Source organism: Streptomyces cupreus, assembly GCF_014257025.1.
Classification (GTDB): Bacteria; Actinomycetota; Actinomycetes; order Streptomycetales; family Streptomycetaceae; genus Streptomyces; species Streptomyces cupreus.
In genome coordinates this window covers 204,207-220,513 of record NZ_JACMSF010000007.1, presented here as the reverse complement: position 1 = coordinate 220,513, position 16,307 = coordinate 204,207, and the positions used below count along the sequence as shown (strand labels likewise).

The window sequence follows — 16,307 nt, the reverse complement described above, 5'->3', positions numbered from 1 at the left end:
AGATACGAGAACCGTGACGGACATCGTCGACGAGCTGAAGTGGCGCGGCCTGTGGGCCCTGTCCACTGACGAGGACGCTTTGCGCAAGGCGCTCGCGGACGGTCCCGTCACGTTCTATTGCGGTTTCGACCCGACCGCGGCCAGCCTGCACGTGGGTCACCTGGTGCAGGTCCTCACCATGCGCCGGCTCCAGCAGGCCGGCCTGCGTCCGCTGGCCCTGGTCGGCGGGGCCACCGGCCAGATCGGCGACCCGCGCCCGACCGCCGAGCGCACCCTGAACGACCCGGAGACGGTCGCGAACTGGGTGACCCGGCTGCGCGCGCAGATCGAGCCGTTCCTGTCCTTCGAGGGCGAGAACCCCGCGGTGATGGTCAACAACCTGGACTGGACGGCCGGGATGTCGGCCATCGAGTTCCTGCGGGACATCGGCAAGCACTTCCGCGTCAACAAGATGCTGACCAAGGACTCGGTCGCCCGGCGCCTGCAGTCCGAAGAGGGCATCAGCTACACCGAGTTCAGCTACCAGCTGCTCCAGGGCATGGACTTCCTGGAGCTGTACCGGCGGCACGGCTGCACCCTCCAGCAGGGCGGCAGCGACCAGTGGGGCAACCTCACGGCGGGTCTGGACCTGATCCACAAGCTGGAGCCGCACGCCAATGTGCACGCGCTGGCCACCCCGCTGATGACCAAGGCGGACGGCACCAAGTTCGGCAAGACCGAGGGCGGCGCGGTCTGGCTCGACCCCGAGATGACGACGCCGTACGCGTTCTACCAGTTCTGGCTGAATGTGGACGACCGGGACATCTCGACGTACATGCGCATCCTGTCCTTCAGGTCCCGCGAGGAACTCGAAGAGCTGGAGAAGCAGACGGAGGAGCGGCCGCAGGCGCGTGCCGCGCAGCGGGCGCTGGCCGAGGAGCTGACGACGCTGGTGCACGGCGCCGACCAGACGGCAGCCGTGATCGCCGCGTCAAGGGCGCTCTTCGGGCAGGGCGAGCTGGCGGAGCTGGACGCGAACACGCTGGCGGCGGCGCTGTCCGAGGTGCCGCACATCAAGGTCGCCGAGCTCGCTCCGGTGGTCGATCTGTTCGCCGAGGTCGAGCTGGTGGCGAGCAAGTCGGCCGCGCGGCGGACGGTGAAGGAGGGCGGGGCCTACGTGAACAACGCGAAGGTCACGGCCGAGGACGCCGTACCGGCGACGGAGGATCTGCTGCACGGGCGCTGGCTGGTGCTGCGCCGGGGCAAGAAGAACCTCGCCGCGGTCGAGGTGACCGGCGTCTAGACGCACCGAAGGGGGCGGCTCTCCGTGGGAGGGCCGCCCCTTCGTCGTCCGTTACGTCCGCTCAGATCCGCTGTTTCCTCTTGCCCAGCGTCGCCATGTAGGCCATGTCCCCCACTCCCACGATGATGATCGCCGCGACGAGCTGGAAGGCGTGCCGGCTCCAGTCGATGCCGGAGGTCTCGTCGACGCCGGCGGCGCGGGCGATGGAGTTGCCGACGATGGCGCCGAGCATGCCGAAGATGGTGGTCAGCCAGAGGGGACTGTGCTGCTTGCCGGGCAGGATCGCCTTGGCGATCAGACCCAGCACGAACCCGACGATGATCGCCCACAACCAGCCCATGGCTGCCTCCTTGTACGGCTCGACGTGAGCATTAGGCCCAGTCTCGGGCCGCACCGTCTACGCCGCATGCCGGGTGGGGCCGTACGCGGGACGGCTGAGGCCCGTCACCCGGGTGGAAGGTGCCCCGGTCTCGTAGGCGGCGCAGGCCGGGCGTACCGTGGAAGGTGTCCGGACCCGGGTCCCCGACCCGGGGCGGTCCGGGTGCGGGCAGGGGAGAGTCCGATGCGGGCGGATGGTGGAATGTGATGCGGAAGCAGCACGACGGGGGCAACGCCCAGGTATTCCGGATCACCGGAGCCAGGACGGGCCTCCAGGAGGATGTACGAGGGCGCCAGCGCCGGTACGTCATCTCGATGTCGATCCGTACGCTGTCGGTGATCCTCGCCGCGACCCTGTGGAACGTCGAACGGCACGTGGCCGTCGTGGCCCTGGTACTCGGCGCGGTCCTGCCGTACATCGCGGTGGTCATCGCCAACGCCGGGCGGGAGAACGCGCCTTCGCTTCCTTCCACTTTCGTCGCCGCGCCGACCCGGCCGATGATCGCTGGGCCCAGGGCGGATGCGCCCTTCGCGGAACCCGTCCCGGAAGACGTGGTCCCCGACCCGACGCCGGGTGCGGCGGGCGAAACACATGACCGGAAATGACCTTGGGCGGGGGGCCGGCAAACGGAATCCGCCTCCGCACCAAGCTCAAGAAAAGCTCAGATCAATAGTGTTGTTCCGGTGCCGGGCGGCGGGTGACCCATGACATACTTCGTAGGCGCTCCGCATCCCCCGTCGGAGCGACAGACCGACGCCGGGCAGCTCCCCCCGTGGCTGCTCGGCGTCGCCTTTTGTGGACCCTTGTGAGACGAATCCGTGAGTGACGAGACGCCGATCTGTTCCGCCAAGGGCTGCCGTGCCGCCGCTGTGTGGGTGCTGGCCTGGAACAACCCCAAGATCCATACGCCGGAGCGGCGGAAGACCTGGCTGGCCTGTGAGGAGCACCGGGAGCATCTGTCCCAGTTCCTGGGGGTGCGGGGGTTCCTGAAGGACGTCGTGAAGTTCTCGGAGTGGGAAGAGCCCTCCGCGCCGTAAGGTTTCAGCCGCCGATCGCGGACATCGGGCGGTCCGGCTGGACGAAGCTCGGGTCGTCCAGGCCCGCTCCCGCCTTCTTGCCCCACATCGCCAGCTTCCAGATGCGGGCTATCTCCTCGTCGGGGGCGCCGGAGCGCAGGGCCGCGCGCAGGTCGGTCTCCTCGCGGGCGAACAGGCAGGTGCGGACCTGGCCGTCGGCGGTGAGGCGGGTGCGGTCGCAGGCCGAGCAGAACGGCCGGGTGACAGAGGCGATGACACCGACGCGGTGCGGGCCGCCGTTGACGATCCAGCGCTCCGCCGGTGCCGAGCCGCGCTTCTCCGAGCCCTCCTCGGTCAGCTCGAAGCGGGTGCGCAGGGACGCCAGGATGTCGCCTGCCGTGATCATGCCGTCGCGCTTCCAGCCGTGCTGGGCGTCCAGCGGCATCTGCTCGATGAAGCGCAGTTCGTAGTCGTGCTCGACGGCCCAGGCGAGCAGGTCGGGGGCCTCGTCCTCGTTCAGGCCGGGCATCAGCACCGAGTTGACCTTGACCGGGGTCAGGTCCGCGTCACGGGCGGCTTCCAGGCCCTCGATGACGTCCTTGTGGCGGTCGCGGCGGGTGAGGGTCTTGAAGACGTCCGGGCGCAGGGTGTCCAGGGAGACGTTGACCCGGTCCAGACCGGCCGCCTTCAGGGCGGTCGCGGTGCGCTTGAGGCCGATGCCGTTGGTGGTCAGGGACATCTGGGGACGGGGCTCAAGGGCCGCGACGCGCTCGACGATGCCGACCAGGCCGGGGCGCAGCAGGGGCTCGCCGCCGGTGAAGCGGACCTCCTCGATACCGAGGGAGGTGACCGCGATGTCGATCAGGCGGACGATCTCGTCATCCGTGAGGAGATCGGGCTTGGCCAGCCACTGCAGGCCCTCCTCGGGCATGCAGTAGGTGCAGCGCAGATTGCACCGGTCGGTCAGCGAGACTCTCAGGTCGGTGGCCACCCGGCCGTAGGTGTCGATGAGCACGTGGGCCCCCTCCCTCGTCGCGGAGCACTCGATTTCCGTCACTTGCGAGCCTACGTGACCGCACTGACATCAACAGAGCCCGATCCCACGAGGTAAGACGCGGCCGCGTCGTAGGGATCTACGACGCGGCCGCTCAGGGGGCGTGCTCAGTGGGCGCCGGTGCCGGTCAGAGACCTGACCTCCAGCTCGGCGTACTTGCCCTTGTCCGGCTCCTCCTTCGACAGGTAGGTGCCGATGATGCCCAGCAGGAAGCCGACCGGGATCGAGATGATGCCGGGGTTCTCCAGCGGGAACCAGTGGAAGTCGACGTCCGGGAACATCGAGGTGGGCTTGCCGGAGACGACCGGCGAGAACAGCACCAGGCCGACCGCGGTGGTCAGACCGCCGTAGATCGACCACAGGGCCCCCTGGGTGGTGAACCGCTTCCAGAACAGGCTGTAGAGGATCGTGGGCAGGTTGGCGGAGGCGGCGACCGCGAAGGCGAGCGCGACCAGCCCGGCCACGTTCAGGTCGCGGGCCAGGGCACCCAGCGCGATGGAGACGATGCCGATGCCGACGGTCGCCCAGCGGGCGGCGCTGACCTCCTGCTTCTCGCTGGCCTGGCCCTTCTTGATGACGTTGGCGTAGATGTCGTGCGCGAAGGACGAGGAGGACGCCAGGGTCAGTCCCGCGACCACCGCGAGGATCGTCGCGAAGGCGACCGCGGAGATGGTGGCCAGCAAGATGGCGCCCCAACTGGAGTCGACGCCGCCCAGATGCAGCGCCAGAAGCGGGGCCGCCGTATTGCCCGCCTTGTTGGAGGTGGTGATCTCCTCCTGGGTGATCAGCGCGGCGGCGCCGAAGCCGAGCGCGAGGGTCATCAGGTAGAAGGAGCCGATCAGTCCGATCGCCCAGATCACGGACTTACGGGCGGCCTTGGCGGTGGGCACCGTGTAGAAGCGGATCAGGATGTGCGGCAGACCGGCGGTGCCGAGGATCAGCGCGATGCCGAGCGAGATGAAGTCCAGCTTGCTGGTGCCGGTGGCGCCGTACTTCAGTCCGGGCTCCAGGAAGGCCGCGCCCTTGCCGCTCTGGTCGGAGGCGGCGCCGAGCAGGTCGGAGACGTTGAAGTCGAACTTCAGCAGGACCAGGAAGGTCAGCAGCAGGGCGCCGGTCATGAGCAGGACGGCCTTGACCATCTGGACCCAGGTGGTGCCCTTCATGCCGCCGATGGTGACGTACATGATCATCAGGACGCCGACCAGGGCGACGATGCCGACCTTGCCAGCGTCGCTGGAGATGCCGAGGAGCAGGGAGACCAGGACGCCCGCGCCTGCCATCTGGGCCAGCAGATAGAAGATCGACACGACGATCGTGGAGGTGCCGGCCGCCGTACGGACCGGGCGCTGGCGCATCCGGTAGGCGAGGACGTCGCCCATCGTGTAGCGGCCGGAGTTGCGCAGCGGCTCGGCGACCAGCAGCAGGGCGACCAGCCAGGCCACCAGGAAGCCGATGGAGTACAGGAATCCGTCGTAGCCGAACAGGGCGATGGCGCCCGCGATACCGAGGAAGGACGCGGCGGACATGTAGTCACCGGAGACGGCGAGGCCGTTCTGGAAGCCGGTGAACTGGCGGCCGCCCGCGTAGAAGTCGGCGGCGTCCTTGGTCTGGCGTCCCGCCCACACGGTGATGACGAGGGTCGCGAGGACGAAGACCGCGAACAGGCTGATGATCAGCGTGCGGTGCTCGCTCGCCGCGTCGGCCGCGAGAAACGTGTGCGCGGTGCTCATGCGCCGCCCTCCATCCGGGACTTGATCGCGTCGGCCTTGGGGTCGAGCTTGGCGCTGGCGTGCCGCGCGTACCACCAGGCGATGAGGAACGTGGTGAGGAACTGGGCGAGGCCGAAGGCGAGGGCCACGTTGATGTTGCCGAACAGCTTGGTGCCCATGAAGTCGCCGGCGTAGTTCGACAGCAGGACGTACAGCAGGTACCAGACGATGAAGCCGACGGTCAGCGGAAAGGCGAACGAGCGGTAGGAGCGGCGCAGTTCACCGAACTCCGCGCTCTCCTGCACCTCGGTGAACTCCTCGGTGGTGGGGAGTCGGTGTTGCTCCTTCGAGGGGGGCGGTGCGTCGGTAGCCACGGAGTCTCCTCGCGTTGCGGGCGCTGTTGCGACAGTGGACGGGTTCGGTACGGACATGTGACGGCTCTGTTCCTAGGGGTTACCGGGGGGCTCGATGGTGCTCGCGCCCCCTGTTCAACGTCACGGCGCCACGCGAGGACCGGTTCAACCGGGCGGACTTCTTTCCGAACTCACCTGCTGTAAGTCATTGCTGGCCAGCGAGTTGGGGAGATAGCTTCGCCCCTGCACGCCCGTCATGTACCTGCCCGAGCACCACCTGTGTCTCGGGCAGGTTTCGTTTCCGGATGATGTGGAGATCCCATGGCTCATCTGCCTTCCAGACGCCGGCTCGCCCTGGCCGTCCCCGTCGTGCTGTCGCTGACCGCCTCGCTCGGCTTCCTGCCGACCGGCGCGACGGCCGCCCCGCTCGCGGAGACCACCGCGCAGGCCGCGGACGCGCCGAACCTGGCGTACGTCGTCAACACGACGACGGACCGCCGGACCATCGAGTCGGTGAAGAAGGCCATCACGACGGCCAGGGGTACCGTCGTGGTGTCGTACGACAAGATCGGTGTGATCGTCGCCCACTCGGCGAACCCGGACTTCGGCAAGCAGATGCGCCAGGTGCGCGGGGTGCAGTCGGCGGGTGCGACGCGTACGGCGCCGCTGACCGCCGCGGGCACCACGGACCAGGGCGCCGCGCAGTTCCTCACCGACGCCCAGGCCGCGCAGGCCGTGAGCGCCGCCGCCCCCGACAGCGAGCCTCTTGAGGCCGACCAGTGGGACCTGCGCGCGATAGGCGCCGACCAGGCAGCGAAGATCAACCCCGGCAGCAGCAAGGTGACCGTCGCCGTGATCGACACCGGCGTCGACGACACCCACCCCGACCTCGCGCCGAACTTCTCCAAGTCCCAGTCGGCCAACTGTGTCGGCGGCGTCGCGGACACCAGCGAGGGCGCCTGGCGGCCGTACACCGCGGGCGACTACCACGGCACGCATGTCGCGGGTGAGATAGCCGCGGCCCGCAACGGCATCGGCGTCGCGGGGGTGGCCCCGGGCATCAAAGTCTCCGGCATCAAGGTGAGCGACCCGGACAACGGCCTCTTCTACCCGGAGAGCGTCGTGTGCGCCTTCGTGTTCGCCGCCGACCACGGCGTCGAGATCACGAACAACAGCTACTACGTGGACCCGTGGCTGTACAACTGCATGGACGACCCGGACCAGCGGGCCATCGTCGACGCGGTCAACCGGGCGCAGCTGTACGCCCAGCAGAAGGGCCTGCTCCACCTGGCCTCGGCGGGCAACTCCAACCACGACCTGGACTCGGACGCCATCGTCGACGCCACCAGCCCCGACGACTCCACGCCGGTGGAGCGCACCATCGACCCGCACGAGTGCTTCGACGTGCCGACCCAGCTTCCGGGCATCGTCACGGTCAGCGCGACGGGCGTGCAGAACCTCAAGTCGTACTACTCCTCGTACGGCAAGGGCGTCGTCGACGTCGCGGCGCCGGGCGGCGACCGGCTCTACCAGATACCCGACACGCCCTCGAAGAACGGCCGCATCCTGTCGACCATGCCCAATGGGCAGTACGCCTTCCTGCAGGGCACCTCGATGGCCTCGCCGCACGCCGCCGGTGTGGCCGCGCTGCTGAAGTCCAAGCACCCGTGGGCGACCGGGTCCCAGCTCCAGGCGATGCTCAAGGCGCAGGCGGACAACCCGGGTTGCCCCGAGTCCTACGACCAGAACGGCGACGGCACGCAGGACGCGGTGTGCGAGGGCGACACGCGCGTGAACGGCTTCTACGGCTTCGGCATCGTCAACGCGCTGCGCGCGGTCAAGTGAGCGACGGACGAGAGTGACTGACACCATGACAGCGCATTTCCCGCGCTCTCGCCGTGCGCTGGCCGTCCCCGCCGGGATGGCCATGGCGACGGCGCTCGCCCTGCTGCCGAACGTGTCGTCGGCGGCCGAGGCGGACGCGACCTCGCTCAGCTATGTCGTCAACGTCCAGCACGGGCACGGCCCTTCACCCCGTGTGGAGCGGGCCATCGCCGAGGCCGGCGGCACGATGGTGACCTCGTACGACCAGATCGGCGTGATCGTCGTCCACTCGGCGAACCCCGACTTCGCGAAGACGCTGCGCACGGTGCCCGGGGTGGCCTCGGCCGGAAACACCCGCAACGCGCCGCTGCCCGCGCAGTCGACGACGGACGTCGGCACGCCGAAGGTGCTCGGCGCCGTCGAGGCCGCCGCCGTCGAGGCGGCCGAGGGCCAGGACCCCTTGCAACCCCTCCAGTGGGACCTGCCCGCCATCAAGGCGGACAAGGCGCACGAGGAGTCGCTGGGCAGCCGGGACGTCACCGTCGCGGTGATCGACACCGGCGTGGACGACACCCACCCCGACCTCGCACCCAACTTCGACCGCGATGCGTCGGTCAACTGTGTGACGGGCAAGCCGAACACCGCCGACGGCGCCTGGCGGCCCGGTCCGACGGAGAGCGCGCACGGCACGCACGTGGCCGGTGAGATCGCGGCCGCCAAGAACGGCGTCGGCATGACCGGGGTCGCGCCCGGTGTGAAGGTCTCGGGCATCAAGGTGTCCACGACCGCCGGGTACTTCTACACGGAGGCCGTGGTGTGCGGCTTCGTGTGGGCGGCCGAGCACGGCGTCGATGTGACGAACAACAGCTATTACACCGACCCCTGGTACTTCAACTGCAAGAACGACCCGGACCAGAGGGCGCTCGTCGACGCCATCACCCGGGCCTCCCGGTACGCGGAGAAGAAGGGCGCGGTCAACGTCGCGGCGGCCGGCAACGAGAACTACGACCTCGCGGCCGACGAGATCACCGACCCGGTGTCCCCGAACGACGTCACGCCGTCGGACCGGGTGATCGACCCGTCCAAGTGCCTTGACGTCCCGACCCAGTTGCCGGGTGTCGTGACGGTGGCGGCGACCGGGGCGAAGGGCATCAAGTCGTCCTTCTCCAACCACGGTCTCGGCGTGATCGACATCGCCGCACCCGGCGGCGACTCGACTCGCTTCCAGACCCCGGCCCCGCCGGCCACCAGCGGTCTGATCCTGGGCACGCTGCCCGGCGGCCGCTGGGGCTACATGGCCGGTACGTCGATGGCGTCCCCGCATGTCGCGGGCGTCGCCGCCCTGATCAAGTCGACGCACCCGAAGGCCCCTCCGGCCCTGGTGAAGGCCCTCCTGTACGCCGAGGCCGACGCCACGCCGTGCACGGACCCGTACGACATCGACGGCGACGGCAAGGTCGACGCGGTGTGCGAGGGCTCGAAGAACCTCAACGGCTTCTACGGCTGGGGCACGGCGGACGCGCTGGACGCGGTGACGAAGTAACCGGCACGCGCGCGTGAAGGGGTCGGGGACCGGTTCCCCGGCCCCTTTGCGGCTTTGGTGGGTGGCTGCTTCTCAGGTTGATTCGGTCAATACTGCATAGTGCAGTCATGACCGACATCGAGTACGCCTGGTCCGCCCTGGACGGGGACCCCGCCTTGGTGGCGCGGGTGTCCACCGTGGTTCGGGAGGGCGCCCTTCAGGGGCGGCTTCCGGTACGGGAGTTGGCACGCGCGTGTGTGGGTGTGTGTGCCTTGGCCGCGGCTGAGCTGGGCGCTGCACGCGCCGGGCGGTCCGATGTGCCGGAGGCGCGGGTGGACGACGGGGCCGTCGGCACGGCGTTCGTGAGTGAGCGGCATCTGTTGATCGACGGGCGCGCTCCGGTGACCTTCGCTCCGCTGTCGCGGTTCTGGCGGACCGGGGACGGGTGGGTGCGGACACATGCGAACTATCCGCATCATCGGGAGCGGTTGCTGAGGGCACTCGGTCCGGCGGACTGTCTCGATGTGGCTCTCGCCGAGCGGTCCGCCCTGGAGGTCGAGGAGGCCGTGTACGCGGCCGGAGGGCTCGCCGTGGCGGTGCGTACGCCCGAGGAGTGGGCGGCGCATCCCCAGGCGGTCGCCGTGGCCGGGCGACCGCTGGTCGAGCGCGAGCGCCTCGGCACGGCACGCGCGCGTGTGCTTCCGCCGCTGGACGGAGCTCCTCCCGCCGCCGGTGTGCGCGTCCTCGATCTGACCCGGGTCATCGCGGGCCCCGTCGCCACCCGCACCCTCGCCCTGCTGGGCGCGGACGTGCTGCGCGTCGACCCGCCGGGCTCCCCCGAACTCCCCGACCAGCACGCCGACACGGGGTTCGGGAAGCGGTCGGCGGCCTTGGACCTCGCGCGGGACCGGGCCGCCTTCGAGGAGTTGCTGGCGTCGGCGGACGTGGTCGTCACCGGGTACCGCCCCGGCGCCCTCGACCGGTTCGGGCTGTCGCCCGAGGCGCTGCTGGAGCGGCGGCCCGGGCTGATCGTGGCGCAACTGTCGGCGTGGGGCGCGTACGGGCCGTGGGGCGGCCGACGCGGGTTCGACAGCCTGGTGCAGGCGGCCAGTGGGATCGCGATGCTGGAGGGCTCGCCGGAACAGCCGGGGGCACTCCCCGCGCAGGCCCTCGACCACGGCACCGGGTATCTACTGGCGGCCGCCGTCCTGCGGGCACTGACCGAGCGACTGAGGGAAGGGTACGGCGGGGTCGTGCGGTTGGCGTTGGCGCGGACGGCGCGGTGGCTGACGGACGGGGTCGTGGCTCGCGGTTCCGGGGACCTGACGTACGACGGGCCCGGGCCCTGGCTCGCCGAGACCGACAGCGCCCTCGGGAAGCTGCGCTACGCCCTGCCGCCGGTGGCCTTCGCGGGCGGGCCCGGCGACTGGGCGCGGCCGCCCGGGGCTTGGGGCACCGATTCGGCGCGCTGGATATGAGTTACGGGGCGCCCGAAAACGTACCCATGGGCGGAATGCCGTACCGCCAGTTGTTTTCCTGTGCTTGCCCGGTTCTGGGACGACTGGTGAAGATCATGAGGTGACCTTGACAAGACCCACGTCGGGGGCGGCCGACGCGAGCGGGCCCCGGCAGAGCACCGGTACCGGCCGGGCCGTCGCCGTCCTCGTGCTGGTGGCGCTGGGGGCGCTGATCCCGCTGCTCGGACCGTCCGCCGCGCTGCACGACACCGGGGAGGCCGCCGCGCCCGGCGCCGGCGGCATCGCGCTGCTGCGGACGGTGCTGTTCGCGGCCCTGTGCGTCCCGGTGGGCGAGCTGTTCGTGAACCGTCTTGCCCGTTCCGTACCCGGCACTCCCCCGGCCCCGCCCCGCAGTTGGGCGCCCTACGCGGCCGGCGCCGGTTTCCTCGCCGCCCTGGGGCTGGCCTCCGTCGTCTCGACCGGCAATCTGGTGCCGGACAGCCCCTCCGACCTCGACATCGGCGGCCTGTACGCCACCCGCGACGGAAAGCTCGCACTGCTGGAGGTCAACGCCTTCGCCGTGACCGGGCTGTGCGCGCTCTCGCGGCGGCCCGGCACCCAGCTCTGGCCGCTCGCCGCGATCGTCGTCGCCGAGGCACTGCGCGCGCATCCGACGACCGAGCAGTCCCCGCTCATCGGCTCAGGACTGACGCTGGTGCACCTGGCCTGTGCGGCACTGTGGGCGGGCGGTCTGCTGCACGTCCTGCGGAGCCTGCGGGGCGGCCCGCCGACCGGAGCGGCGCTGTTGGGGCTCTACGCGCGCGTGGCGGCCGTACTGCTCGCCGCCATCACGGCGACCGGGGTGTGCAGTTCGCTGCGCCATATGCCGCCGGAGACGGTCGTGGAGCAGCTGACGAACACGGCGTACGGGCGCGTGCTGCTCGCCAAGGTGCTGCTGGTGGCCGCCGTCGCCGCGCTCGCCCTGTGGGCGCGGATCCGGCTGAGCAGGGCCGCCGATCCGCTCACGGCCTGCGCCCCCGCGCGCGTGGAGGTCCTCGCGCTGGGGCTGGTCGTGGCGGTGTCGGGGCTGCTCACCGCGTTGCCGCTGCCGATCAGATGGTGAGCCGTCAGATGGCGGGTCAGACCGTGACCATCACCTTGAGCGCCACGCGCTCGTCCATCGCCTTGTAGCCCTCGGGGACGCCCTCAAGGCCGACGGTCATGTCGAAGACCGGCGAGGGGTCGATACGGCCGTCCAGGACGTCGGGCAGCAGCTCGGGGATGTAGGCGCGGACCGGCGCGACACCACCGCGCAGGGCGATGTTCCGGTCGAACATGACGCCCAGGTCGAGCCCGGTGCCGCTGCCGTGCGGCACGCCGACGAAGCCGATGCCGCCGCCGTCCCGGGCGATGTTCACGGCCGTGCGCATGGATTGCTCGGTGCCGACCGCCTCGACGACGGCGTGCGCGCCCTGGCCGCGGGTGAGTTCGCGGACGGCCTCGACGGCGGCCTCGCCGCGCTCGGCGACGACGTCGGTGGCGCCGAAGCGGCGGGCGATGTCGGTGCGGACCCGGTGGCGGCCGAGCGCGACGATCCGCTCGGCGCCGAGCCGCTTGGCGGCAAGCACCGCGCACAGGCCGACGGCTCCGTCGCCGACGACGGCGACCGTGGCGCCTGGGCGGGCCCCCGCGGCGAGAGCGGCGTGGTGGCCGGTGCCCATCACGTCGGACAGGGTCAGCAGGGCGGTCAGCAGCCGCTCGTCGGAGGCGGCCTCCTTGGGCAGCCGGACCAGGGTGCCGTCGGCGAAGGGCACACGCACGGCCTCGCCCTGGCCGCCGTCGTGGCCGACGGAGCCCCAGAAGCCGCCGTGCTCGCAGGAGGTGGTCAGGCCCTCCCGGCAGTAGTCGCAGACACCGTCGGACCACATGAAGGGCGCGACGACCAGGTCGCCGGTACGGACGCCGGACACCTCGGAGCCGGTCTCCTCGACGATGCCGAGGAACTCGTGCCCGATCCGCTGCCCGGGCTGCCGCTCCGCCTCGCCCCGGTAGGCCCACAGGTCGCTGCCGCAGATGCAGGCGCGCAGCACCCGGACCACGGCGTCGGTGGGCAGCTGGACAACCGGGTCGGGTACGTCCGCCACTCGCATGTCGAACGGGGCGTGGATGGTGGTGGCGCGCATGGCGAGGTCTTCTCCTGCGGTGTCGTGAGGTGCGCTCAGGGGGTGGTCGAGCGCACCTCACCGTACGTCGCCGCAGGACAGGGGCGCGCTTCGAGGGCTCTGAGTGTGCCAGTGACGAGCAGAGTCTGCGCCGCAATATAGGTGAGCATGATCCACAGGTCGGGCCGGGGCGGCTGGGGCCAGTTGGCGACGCCGGTCGCGATGAGGGTGTCGGAGAGCATGAAGAGCCCGCCACCGAGCCCGGTGACCAGTCCGAACCGGCTCCCCGCCCGGTACGCCATGGCGGTGAGCAGCAGGCTGTAGCCGGCGACCGGGACGCGCAGGTCGGCCGGGAGGTCGGGCCAGAGCGAGGCGACGGTGGTGGTCAGGGCGACGCCGTACCCGGCGAGCAGGAACGGCTGGTGGGTCCCGCGTGCCCTGAACAGCACCAGGTAGCAGACGTGCCCGGCCGCGAAGGAGCCCATGCCGGCGAGGAAGGCGGGCTCGGCGTCGGACAGCAGCAGGACGTCGCCGCCCCAGCCGAACAGCAGGGCGGCGACCAGCAGCCGGGGCGCCCCGGACAGGGCCGCGTACCCGGCGAGCAGCGGCATCAGCAGCGGCTTGGCGACGAGGTGCCCGGGGTCGTAGCCGGCGGCGAGGGAGCCGAGGTCGACGAGGGCGGTCAGCCCGAAGGCCGCCAGGAGAAGGGGTCTCACGCCGACACGCTCTCCCGCGCCGGTTCCGGGGCGGGCTGCCAGCCGGGCCCGCGGAGGAGGTGCCCGGCCCGGTCCCGCCAACTCCGGGCCGCCTTCAGGTCCTTGGCGATGGAGACGTACTCGTGGGTGGCGACCTTCACCGGGTTGTAGGTGTCGATGTTCTTGGTCAGCCCGAAGACGGGACGCTCGGTCTCGGCGACGAAGGAACGGAACAGCCGGTCCCAGACGATGAGGATGCCGCCGAAGTTGCGGTCGAGGTAGCCGCCCTGAGAGGCGTGGTGGACGCGGTGGTGGGAGGGCGTGTTGAACACGAACTCGAACCACCGGGGCATCTTGTCGATGCGCTCGGTGTGGATCCAGAACTGGTAGACGAGGTTCGCCGAGGAGCAGAAGGCGAGCGCGGCCGGGTGCACACCGCAGGCGACGAGGGGGACGTAGAACGGCCAGACGGTCAGGGAGGTCCAGGGCTGGCGCAGCGCGGTGGTGAGGTTGAACTTCCGGCTGGAGTGGTGCACGACGTGGCAGGCCCACAGGATGCGGACGACGTGATGCCCGCGATGGGACCAGTAGTAGAAGAAGTCCTGCGCGAGCAGCATCAGGGGGACCGTCCACAACAGGACCGGCACCCGCAGCGGCGTCAGCTCGTAGATCGCCGTGTAGATCGCGACGATGGGGATCTTCCACAGGAAGTCGAAGAACAGACTGCCGAGCCCCATGCCGAGGCTGGTCGCGGCGTCCTTCGTCTCGTACCCCGCCGCCTCCTCGTCGGGATGGAGACGGACACTGATCATCTCGACGACGGTGAGCAGCACAAAGGCGGGTATCGACCACAGCACGACATCGGGCAGGTTCGGCATGCTGGCACGGTAGAACCGCTGGTCGACCAGGGCTAGACGTTGTTACTCACAAGTATTACCGGCGGTACGCGCTTACTTGTTGGCGATCTCCGCCAACCGGAGCCCACTAAACGCCCGCCGCCCCCAGCAACGACCCCACCGCATACGTGACCCCCATCGCCAGCGCGCCGCCGCCCACATTGCGCAGTACCGCCCGCCCGGGGGCCGCGGCGCCCAGGCGGGCGCTGCTCCAGCCCGTGAGGGCCAGGGCTGCCAGGACCGAGGCGACCGTGACGGGGACGCGGGCCGTGGACGGAGGCAGGACGATCGCCAGCAACGGCAGCAGCGCCCCCGCCGTGAAGGCGAGGAAGCTGGCCCAGGCCGCGTGCCAGGGGTTGGTCAGCCGCTCGGGGTCGATGCCGAGCTCCACGCGTGCGTGCGCTTTGAGGGCGTCCCGCGCGGTGAGCTGTTCCGCGGCCTCTCGGGCCACCTCGCGGGACAGGCCGCGGCCTTCGAGGAGTTCGGTCAGTTCCTCCAGTTCCGCCTCCGGCTGTTCGCGCAACTCCCGTCTCTCCACGGCCAGGGCGGCCTTCTCCGAGTCGCGCTGGGTGGAGACGGAGACGTACTCGCCCGCCGCCATCGACATCGAACCGGCGAGCAGGCCGGCCAGACCCGCCGTCAGCAGTGCCGCACGGTCGTCCGTGGCGCCCGCGACGCCGACGACGAGGCCCGCGGTGGACACGATGCCGTCGTTCGCGCCCAGCACCGCCGCTCGCAGCCAGTTCAGCCGTTCTCCGAGCGAGCCGCCGTGGGCCTCGTCATGGGCGGGTTCCGTCATATCCCGGAGGATCGCACCGCGGACGCCCCTGCGCCGGAAGGAACTTGACGCGCTCCCGGGCCGACACTCGAACGGACGGGCGCGACAGGACACCTGACGGAGTGGTGAGCCAGGGCCAGGGGACGGGACTGTCAGTCCCGGCCCGTATCCTCAGTGACCATGCTCGAAGACCGTACGCCCGCGGCGTCCTCCCCCACAGCGTGGCCGGCCGCGTATCCGAAGGGATACGCGGTCGTTGACGTGGAGACCACCGGACTGGCCCGGGACGACCGGATAATCTCGGCGGCCGTCTACCGGCTGGACGCGCGCGGCGAGGTCGAGGACCACTGGTACACGCTGGTCAATCCGGAGCGCGACCCGGGCCCGGTGTGGATCCACGGTCTGACGAGCGACGTGCTGGAGAGCGCGCCCCTCTTCCCGGACATCGCGGAGGAGTTCTCCGCGCGCCTGGCGGACCGCGTGCTCGTGGCGCACAACGCCGTCTTCGACTGGCAGATGATCGCCCGGGAGTACGCGCGCGCCGAGCGCGAGGCGCCGGTGCGGCAGCGGCTGTGCACCATCGCGCTCTCCAAGGAGCTGGGCCTGCCGCTGCCCAACCACAAGCTGGAGTCGCTGGCCGCGCACTTCGGCGTCGTCCAGCAGCGCGCGCACCACGCGCTGGACGACGCGCGCGTGCTGGCGGAGGCGTTCCGGCCGAGCCTGAAGGCCGCGGCCGAGGGCGGCGTACGGCTGCCGCTGCACGAGTGCCGGCCGCTGACCGAGTGGACGGACCGGGCGGCCGTGCCTCGGCAGCAGGGAAGCTACGGCGGCTACCGGCCGACCAGTTGGCGGCCCGCCCGCAAAAGACCCGCCTGCCCCTACCCCAACCCAGGTCGGTACGAAGAGGGCAAAAGACTGAAGCAGGGCATGCGGATCGCCTTCTCCGGCGACACCTCCATCGAGCGGGACCTCCTGGAGGACCGGGCGATCGGGGCCGGGCTGCATGTCGCCACCAGCATCTCCCGGCTGACCAGCCTGCTCGTCACCAACGACCCGGATTCGGGCACGTCAAAAGTGGTCAAGGCACGGCAGTACGGCACCCCGGTCGTGGACGAGGCGGCGTTCGGGCAACTGCTCGGGGACGTGGAGCCGGCGCCCGAGCAGTGACCGTACGGATGGG

The 16,307-nt window shown here is 70.5% G+C and carries 16 protein-coding genes; 8 read left to right on the top strand and 8 right to left on the bottom strand.

Annotated features, from left to right (window positions below; all coding sequences use genetic code 11):
• The first annotated feature begins 13 nt into the window (after positions 1 to 13).
• Entirely contained in the window at positions 14 to 1,282 is a 1,269-nt protein-coding gene (gene tyrS, locus H4N64_RS09635) for a tyrosine--tRNA ligase (RefSeq protein ID WP_186281767.1), read from the top strand.
• A 61-nt stretch (positions 1,283 to 1,343) separates the two neighbouring features.
• Here the strand turns inward: tyrS and H4N64_RS09630 are convergent, their stop codons facing one another.
• Entirely contained in the window at positions 1,344 to 1,622 is a 279-nt protein-coding gene (locus H4N64_RS09630) for a GlsB/YeaQ/YmgE family stress response membrane protein (protein WP_186281766.1), read from the bottom strand.
• Positions 1,623 to 1,867: 245 nt separating this feature from the next.
• On the opposite strand from H4N64_RS09630, the gene H4N64_RS09625 reads away from it, so the two are divergent.
• Complete coding sequence (locus H4N64_RS09625; RefSeq protein ID WP_186281765.1) at positions 1,868 to 2,266, top strand: DUF3099 domain-containing protein; 399 nt, start codon at positions 1,868 to 1,870, stop codon at positions 2,264 to 2,266.
• A gap of 213 nt (positions 2,267 to 2,479) precedes the next feature.
• Positions 2,480 to 2,698: a hypothetical protein gene (locus tag H4N64_RS09620; protein WP_186281764.1), complete on the top strand. Its 219-nt coding sequence runs from the start codon at positions 2,480 to 2,482 to the stop codon at positions 2,696 to 2,698.
• 4 nt (positions 2,699 to 2,702) lie between these two features.
• Here H4N64_RS09620 and moaA read toward each other — a convergent pair whose 3' ends face one another.
• From moaA to H4N64_RS09605, 3 genes are all read right to left on the bottom strand, one after another.
• Entirely contained in the window at positions 2,703 to 3,692 is a 990-nt protein-coding gene (gene moaA, locus H4N64_RS09615) for a GTP 3',8-cyclase MoaA (RefSeq protein WP_336246672.1), read from the bottom strand.
• A 146-nt stretch (positions 3,693 to 3,838) separates the two neighbouring features.
• Positions 3,839 to 5,461 carry a solute symporter family protein gene (locus H4N64_RS09610; RefSeq protein WP_186281763.1) on the bottom strand — a complete coding sequence of 541 codons (1,623 nt, stop codon included), beginning with the start codon at positions 5,459 to 5,461 and terminating at the stop codon, positions 3,839 to 3,841.
• Positions 5,458 to 5,814 (bottom strand): DUF485 domain-containing protein, encoded by a 357-nt coding sequence (locus tag H4N64_RS09605; protein WP_186281762.1) that lies wholly within the window; start codon positions 5,812 to 5,814, stop codon positions 5,458 to 5,460. Before H4N64_RS09605 ends, H4N64_RS09610 begins: the two co-directional genes overlap by 4 nt.
• A gap of 300 nt (positions 5,815 to 6,114) precedes the next feature.
• Between H4N64_RS09605 and H4N64_RS09600 the strand changes: the two genes are divergently transcribed.
• The 4 genes from H4N64_RS09600 (at position 6,115) to H4N64_RS09585 (ending at position 11,719) form a co-directional block, all read left to right on the top strand.
• Entirely contained in the window at positions 6,115 to 7,638 is a 1,524-nt protein-coding gene (locus H4N64_RS09600; RefSeq protein ID WP_186281761.1) for a S8 family serine peptidase, read from the top strand.
• Between the two features lie 25 nt (positions 7,639 to 7,663).
• Complete coding sequence (locus H4N64_RS09595) at positions 7,664 to 9,160, top strand: S8 family peptidase (RefSeq protein WP_186281760.1); 1,497 nt, start codon at positions 7,664 to 7,666, stop codon at positions 9,158 to 9,160.
• A 107-nt stretch (positions 9,161 to 9,267) separates the two neighbouring features.
• Entirely contained in the window at positions 9,268 to 10,617 is a 1,350-nt protein-coding gene (locus H4N64_RS09590) for a CoA transferase (RefSeq protein ID WP_186281759.1), read from the top strand.
• Positions 10,618 to 10,717: 100 nt separating this feature from the next.
• Positions 10,718 to 11,719 carry a CopD family protein gene (locus H4N64_RS09585; protein ID WP_186281758.1) on the top strand — a complete coding sequence of 334 codons (1,002 nt, stop codon included), beginning with the start codon at positions 10,718 to 10,720 and terminating at the stop codon, positions 11,717 to 11,719.
• Positions 11,720 to 11,735: 16 nt separating this feature from the next.
• On the opposite strand, the gene H4N64_RS09580 is transcribed toward H4N64_RS09585, so the two are convergent.
• From H4N64_RS09580 to H4N64_RS09565, 4 genes are all read right to left on the bottom strand, one after another.
• Complete coding sequence (locus H4N64_RS09580) at positions 11,736 to 12,779, bottom strand: zinc-dependent alcohol dehydrogenase family protein (protein WP_186281757.1); 1,044 nt, start codon at positions 12,777 to 12,779, stop codon at positions 11,736 to 11,738.
• 35 nt (positions 12,780 to 12,814) lie between these two features.
• Positions 12,815 to 13,474 (bottom strand): lysoplasmalogenase, encoded by a 660-nt coding sequence (locus tag H4N64_RS09575; RefSeq protein ID WP_336246671.1) that lies wholly within the window; start codon positions 13,472 to 13,474, stop codon positions 12,815 to 12,817.
• A complete protein-coding gene (locus H4N64_RS09570) occupies positions 13,471 to 14,331 on the bottom strand; it encodes a sterol desaturase family protein (protein WP_186281756.1) in 861 nt (286 codons plus the stop codon). Before H4N64_RS09570 ends, H4N64_RS09575 begins: the two co-directional genes overlap by 4 nt.
• A gap of 106 nt (positions 14,332 to 14,437) precedes the next feature.
• Positions 14,438 to 15,148 carry a VIT1/CCC1 transporter family protein gene (locus H4N64_RS09565; protein ID WP_186281755.1) on the bottom strand — a complete coding sequence of 237 codons (711 nt, stop codon included), beginning with the start codon at positions 15,146 to 15,148 and terminating at the stop codon, positions 14,438 to 14,440.
• A 159-nt stretch (positions 15,149 to 15,307) separates the two neighbouring features.
• On the opposite strand from H4N64_RS09565, the gene H4N64_RS09560 reads away from it, so the two are divergent.
• Positions 15,308 to 16,294, top strand: coding sequence for a DEDDh family exonuclease (locus tag H4N64_RS09560; protein WP_186281754.1), 987 nt, complete (start codon positions 15,308 to 15,310; stop codon positions 16,292 to 16,294).
• The last annotated feature ends 13 nt before the right edge of the window (positions 16,295 to 16,307 follow it).

Coding starts and splice junctions, on each gene's coding strand:
- H4N64_RS09630 (WP_186281766.1), bottom strand. CDS start 1,622: ATGGGCTGGTTGTGGGCGATCATCGTCGGGTTCGTGCTGGGTCTGATC.
- H4N64_RS09625 (WP_186281765.1), top strand. CDS start 1,868: ATGCGGAAGCAGCACGACGGGGGCAACGCCCAGGTATTCCGGATCACC.
- H4N64_RS09610 (WP_186281763.1), bottom strand. CDS start 5,461: ATGAGCACCGCGCACACGTTTCTCGCGGCCGACGCGGCGAGCGAGCAC.
- H4N64_RS09600 (WP_186281761.1), top strand. CDS start 6,115: ATGGCTCATCTGCCTTCCAGACGCCGGCTCGCCCTGGCCGTCCCCGTC.
- H4N64_RS09595 (WP_186281760.1), top strand. CDS start 7,664: ATGACAGCGCATTTCCCGCGCTCTCGCCGTGCGCTGGCCGTCCCCGCC.
- H4N64_RS09590 (WP_186281759.1), top strand. CDS start 9,268: ATGACCGACATCGAGTACGCCTGGTCCGCCCTGGACGGGGACCCCGCC.
- H4N64_RS09580 (WP_186281757.1), bottom strand. CDS start 12,779: ATGCGCGCCACCACCATCCACGCCCCGTTCGACATGCGAGTGGCGGAC.
- H4N64_RS09570 (WP_186281756.1), bottom strand. CDS start 14,331: ATGCCGAACCTGCCCGATGTCGTGCTGTGGTCGATACCCGCCTTTGTG.
- H4N64_RS09565 (WP_186281755.1), bottom strand. CDS start 15,148: ATGACGGAACCCGCCCATGACGAGGCCCACGGCGGCTCGCTCGGAGAA.
- H4N64_RS09560 (WP_186281754.1), top strand. CDS start 15,308: ATGCTCGAAGACCGTACGCCCGCGGCGTCCTCCCCCACAGCGTGGCCG.